The sequence below is a fragment of the Proteocatella sphenisci DSM 23131 genome (assembly GCF_000423525.1).
GTDB classification, from domain to species: domain Bacteria; phylum Bacillota; class Clostridia; order Peptostreptococcales; family Filifactoraceae; genus Proteocatella; species Proteocatella sphenisci.
In genome coordinates this window covers 1-3,797 of record NZ_AUID01000042.1, presented here as the reverse complement: position 1 = coordinate 3,797, position 3,797 = coordinate 1, and the positions used below count along the sequence as shown (strand labels likewise).

General features: G+C 43.4%; 1 protein-coding gene, 19 tRNA genes and 1 other annotated feature. All 20 genes read left to right on the top strand.

Annotated features, from left to right (window positions below; all coding sequences use genetic code 11):
* Position 1: 1 nt before the first annotated feature.
* Positions 2-77 (top strand) — tRNA-Met (locus tag G558_RS0111060).
* 22 nt (positions 78-99) lie between these two features.
* Positions 100-174: transfer RNA gene (locus G558_RS0111055), tRNA-Glu, on the top strand.
* A gap of 9 nt (positions 175-183) precedes the next feature.
* Positions 184-259 (top strand) — tRNA-Val (locus G558_RS0111050).
* An 11-nt stretch (positions 260-270) separates the two neighbouring features.
* Positions 271-347 (top strand) — tRNA-Asp (locus G558_RS0111045).
* A gap of 29 nt (positions 348-376) precedes the next feature.
* Positions 377-451: transfer RNA gene (locus G558_RS0111040), tRNA-Thr, on the top strand.
* A gap of 9 nt (positions 452-460) precedes the next feature.
* A tRNA-Leu gene (locus G558_RS0111035) sits at positions 461-544 on the top strand.
* 4 nt (positions 545-548) lie between these two features.
* A tRNA-Gly gene (locus tag G558_RS0111030) sits at positions 549-623 on the top strand.
* A gap of 31 nt (positions 624-654) precedes the next feature.
* Positions 655-731: transfer RNA gene (locus G558_RS0111025), tRNA-Arg, on the top strand.
* A gap of 6 nt (positions 732-737) precedes the next feature.
* Positions 738-813, top strand: a tRNA-Gln gene (locus G558_RS0111020).
* A gap of 1 nt (position 814) precedes the next feature.
* Positions 815-890: transfer RNA gene (locus tag G558_RS0111015), tRNA-Lys, on the top strand.
* Positions 891-912: 22 nt separating this feature from the next.
* Positions 913-1,001, top strand: a tRNA-Ser gene (locus tag G558_RS0111010).
* Between the two features lie 5 nt (positions 1,002-1,006).
* Positions 1,007-1,082, top strand: a tRNA-Phe gene (locus tag G558_RS0111005).
* Between the two features lie 37 nt (positions 1,083-1,119).
* A tRNA-Met gene (locus G558_RS0111000) sits at positions 1,120-1,196 on the top strand.
* A 5-nt stretch (positions 1,197-1,201) separates the two neighbouring features.
* Positions 1,202-1,278 (top strand) — tRNA-Ile (locus G558_RS0110995).
* Between the two features lie 38 nt (positions 1,279-1,316).
* A tRNA-Pro gene (locus G558_RS0110990) sits at positions 1,317-1,393 on the top strand.
* A gap of 23 nt (positions 1,394-1,416) precedes the next feature.
* Positions 1,417-1,493: transfer RNA gene (locus G558_RS0110985), tRNA-His, on the top strand.
* A gap of 24 nt (positions 1,494-1,517) precedes the next feature.
* Positions 1,518-1,591, top strand: a tRNA-Cys gene (locus tag G558_RS0110980).
* Positions 1,592-1,600: 9 nt separating this feature from the next.
* Positions 1,601-1,684: transfer RNA gene (locus G558_RS0110975), tRNA-Leu, on the top strand.
* Between the two features lie 37 nt (positions 1,685-1,721).
* Positions 1,722-1,798: transfer RNA gene (locus G558_RS0110970), tRNA-Arg, on the top strand.
* Between the two features lie 80 nt (positions 1,799-1,878).
* Positions 1,879-2,087, top strand: a binding site (T-box leader).
* A 59-nt stretch (positions 2,088-2,146) separates the two neighbouring features.
* Positions 2,147-3,592, top strand: a complete 1,446-nt coding sequence (gene proS / locus G558_RS0110965; RefSeq protein ID WP_028830192.1) for a proline--tRNA ligase — start codon at positions 2,147-2,149, stop codon at positions 3,590-3,592.
* Positions 3,593-3,797: the final 205 nt, after the last annotated feature.

Below are 3,797 nucleotides of genomic sequence, written 5' to 3'. Positions count from 1 at the left end.
TCGCGGGGTGGAGCAGTTGGCAGCTCGTCGGGCTCATAATCCGAAGGTCGTAGGTTCGAATCCTGCCCCCGCAACCAAAAAATTTCTTTATATAAAGAAGGCCCCTTGGTCAAGCGGTCAAGACACCGCCCTTTCACGGCGGTAACAGGGGTTCGATTCCCCTAGGGGTCACCATACATTCCCGGGATCATAGCTCAGCTGGGAGAGCACCTGCCTTACAAGCAGGGGGTCACAGGTTCGAGCCCTGTTGGTCCCACCATATAATATTGCGGTCCGGTAGTTCAGTTGGTTAGAATGCCAGCCTGTCACGCTGGAGGTCGAGGGTTCGAGTCCCTTCCGGATCGCCATTATATAAACTAAAGAAAAATTTCAATATGCTGGCATGGCTCAACGGTAGAGCAGCTGACTTGTAATCAGCAGGTTGTAGGTTCGATTCCTATTGCCAGCTCCATATTTATGCGCGGCTGTGGCGGAATTGGCAGACGCACCAGACTTAGGATCTGGCGCCCAGTGCGTGGGGGTTCAAGTCCCTCCAGCCGCACCACTATGCGGGAGTAGCTCAGTGGTAGAGCATCGCCTTGCCAAGGCGAGGGTCGCGGGTTCGAATCCCGTCTTCCGCTCCAAGAAAGTGCGGAGCATAATAAATCATATCATGTGTTTGTAGCTCAGTCGGATAGAGCACCGGCCTTCTAAGCCGGGTGTCGGGGGTTCGAATCCCTCCAGACACACCATTTAGTTGGGGATTCGCCAAGTCGGTAAGGCACCAGGTTTTGATCCTGGCATTCGTAGGTTCGAGTCCTGCATCCCCAGCCATGACCCATTAGCTCAGTCGGCAGAGCACCTGACTTTTAATCAGGGTGTCCCGCGTTCGAGTCGCGGATGGGTCACCATTTTAATATTTCATTAACACCTGGAGAGGTGTCCGAGCGGTTTAAGGAGCTGGTCTTGAAAATCAGTGACTCAGTAATGGGCCGTGGGTTCGAATCCCACCTTCTCCGCCAAGATTGCCCAAATAGCTCAGTCGGTAGAGCAGAGGACTGAAAATCCTCGTGTCGCTGGTTCGATTCCGGCTTTGGGCACCATCTGAAATATAATACAATAAAATATCAACCCTATTATGGCGGCATAGCTCAGTTGGCTAGAGCGTTCGGTTCATACCCGAAAGGTCACAGGTTCGAATCCTGTTGCCGCTACCATGTGGGGGCCTTTAGCTCAGTTGGTTAGAGCGCCCGGCTCATAACCGGTAGGTCCGGAGTTCGAGTCTCTGAAGGCCCACCATCCTTACTCAAAAGGATGAATAGTTTTAAAACAACAATCGAGGTGTAGCGCAGTTTGGTAGCGTACGTGGTTTGGGACCATGGGGCCGGGAGTTCGAGTCTCTCCACCTCGACCATTTTTATTTGATTTCGATACATGGTGGGTATAGCTCAGTCGGTTAGAGCGCCAGATTGTGGCTCTGGAGGTCGTGGGTTCGATCCCCATTACTCACCCCATTAAATCAAAAAAATCAATAATATGGCGACATAGCCAAGTGGTAAGGCAGAGGACTGCAACTCCTTAATCTCCAGTTCAAATCTGGATGTCGCCTCCATATTCAAATGCGGTTGTGGCGGAATTGGCAGACGCACCAGACTTAGGATCTGGCGCCCAGTGCGTGGGGGTTCAAGTCCCTCCAGCCGCACCATTTGAAAAAATTGACCTTTAGAGGTCAATTTTTGTATGTGCCCATAGCTCAGCTGGATAGAGTGCTTGGCTACGAACCAAGAGGCCGGGGGTTCGAATCCCTCTGGGCACACCAATTAGCATCAATCTAACAAAATGAATTTAATTAAGCTTGACAATAGTAGATATAGATACTATAATCTTAACATGTACAATAAAAATGCTATGAAGAGGCCAGTAAAAAAATTATTAACTAAAAGAGATTGAAAGTCGTCGGCTGAAAGCTTTCATAAGAAAATGTTTTTTGAAACCTACCTCGGAGCAGTAACTGATACTTACCGTAAGTCTGCGTTAAAGACATCAAGTGGATACATTTTTTGTATCAATTTGGGTGGTACCACGGAGAATATGCCTTCGTCCCTTTGTTGGACGGAGGCTTTTTTTATTGGATAATAATATTTTCAAATATAAGGAGGAAGTACAAGTGACACAAAAAAAACAAGAATTTGTAAAAGAAATTACTAGTATGGATGAGGATTTTGCACAGTGGTATACAGATATAGTACTTAAGGCAGAACTTTCAGATTATGCACCGGTTAAGGGAGCAATGATAATAAGACCTTACGGATATGCTATATGGGAAAATATAGTAAAGTGGCAAGATACAAAGTTCAAAGAAACTGGCCACAAGGCAGCGTATTTTCCGCTCCTTATACCAGAACATCTTCTTCAGGTAGAAGTTGATCACTTCGAAGGATTTGCTCCTGAAGTACTATGGGTAACTCATAATGGGGACAATGAGCTTCCTGAGAGACTTTTTGTAAGACCAACATCTGAAACTATAATTTGTCCAATGTTCTCAAAGTGGATAAAGTCATACAGAGATCTGCCATTCCTTATGTACCAGTGGAACAGTGTTGTAAGATGGGAAAAGACAACAAGACCTTTCCTAAGAACTTCAGAGTTTTTATGGCATGAAGGCCATACTGTGCATGCAGATGAGGCTGATACTGACAGAGAATGTCTAATGATACTTGAACAATACAGAGAGTTCGTTGAAGAGCATATGGCTATACCGCTGAAATTAGGGGTAAAGACGGAACAGGAAAAATTTGCAGGTGCCCTTAGAACATACACTATAGAAGCGATGATGAGAGATGGAAAAGCGCTTCAGGCTGGTACTTCTCATAACCTTGGACAGCATTTTACAAAGATGTTTGATATTAAATTCCTGGATAGAGATGGAAAGCATAAATTTGCATGGACATCTTCATGGGCTACGACGACTAGACTTATAGGTGCAATGGTAATGGTTCATGGTGATAACAGAGGGCTTGTTGTACCACCAAGAATCGCGCCAATACAGGTTGTTATAGTGCCTGTTGCTTCTAACAAAGCTGGTGTGCTTGAAACAGCAAGGGAACTTAATGAGAGATTAAAGTCTCAGTTCAAGGTAGAACTTGATGATGACACAAATAAATCACCAGGATATAAGTTCAACGAGTGGGAAATGAAGGGTATTCCAATAAGAATAGAGATGGGACCAAGAGATATAGAAAAAAATCAGGTAACTGTATTTAGAAGAGATACTTGTGAGAAATCTGTAGTTTCTATGGAAAATCTGGAAAATGACCTTAAAGATATCTTGGAAGATATCCAAAAAAATCTTTTTGAAAGAGCTTCAAAGTTCAGAGACGAAAAAACTTGGACTGTAAGCACTTATGACGAACTTAAAGAAACATTTGAAGAAAAAACTGGATATGCTTATGCTATGCTCTGTGATGATCCTGCATGTGAAGAAAAAATAAAGGATGAAACAGGGGTAAGTACAAGATGTATGCCGTTTGATAAGGTAGATCTTGGATACAATAAGTGTATAGTTTGTGGAAAAGAAACTGACAGAATGCTTATAATGGGTAAATCTTACTAATAAAAAATATATAAGAACAAAAAGAGGCTGTCGGGAAATAGCCCCCAAAGAAAAAAGCGACTAGTTCGCTTTTTTTAATGCAAAAAAAAAGCAAAAAAAAATGACAAAATATATTGCCATCTTTTCCCGTTATATTTTATAATATAACTACCCATGAAACAATATTATAACCAATTTTTTGAAAAAGGACAACAGGTTATTAATT